The following is a 503-nucleotide window of genomic DNA, read 5'->3' as shown; positions in this document are numbered from 1 at the left end:
GCATGACGCCTTTGGGGCGTCCGGTGGTGCCGGAGGTGAAGATGACGTAGGCGGTGTCGGCGGGGGTCAGTGGGCGATCGAGTGTCGGTGCGGTGGTGTGTCCGGTGTCGAGGCGTGCGGCGATGTCGGGGTTGTCGAGGTGTAGCTCGTTCGTTGCGCGTGTGTTCGTTCGGATTTCGGTGGTGGTAATCAGGAGTGAGGGTGCGGAGTCGTCGAGGATGTGCCCGATCCGCTCACTCGGGTAGTCGGGGTCGATGGGGACGTAGGCGGCGCCGACCCGGATCACGGCCAGGAGTGCGGTGACCAGGTCGACGCTGCGGGGGAGCATGACTGCGACGCGGTCGCCGACGTGAACGCCACGTTCGATCAGTATGTGTGCCAGTGCGTTTGCGCGGGAATCGAGTGTTGTGTACGTCCATTGCTGTCTCGAGTCGTCGGTGACGGCGATGGCGTTCGGGGTATGGGTGGTTCGGTTGCGGATGAGTGTGTCGAGGGTGGTGCCG

Annotated in this window: 1 protein-coding gene; it reads right to left on the bottom strand. The window is 64.8% G+C overall.

Annotation, left to right across the window (positions count from 1 at the left end; genetic code table 11):
• The coding region (locus tag CH289_RS27805) for an AMP-binding protein (RefSeq protein WP_143545152.1) at positions 1–503 on the bottom strand (503 nt) is incomplete at both ends.

The organism is Rhodococcus sp. RS1C4, from assembly GCF_002258225.1.
GTDB classification, from domain to species: domain Bacteria; phylum Actinomycetota; class Actinomycetes; order Mycobacteriales; family Mycobacteriaceae; genus Rhodococcoides; species Rhodococcoides fascians_E.
Note: the sequence above shows the minus strand (reverse complement) of the source record. Positions and strands in the feature narration are given on the sequence as shown.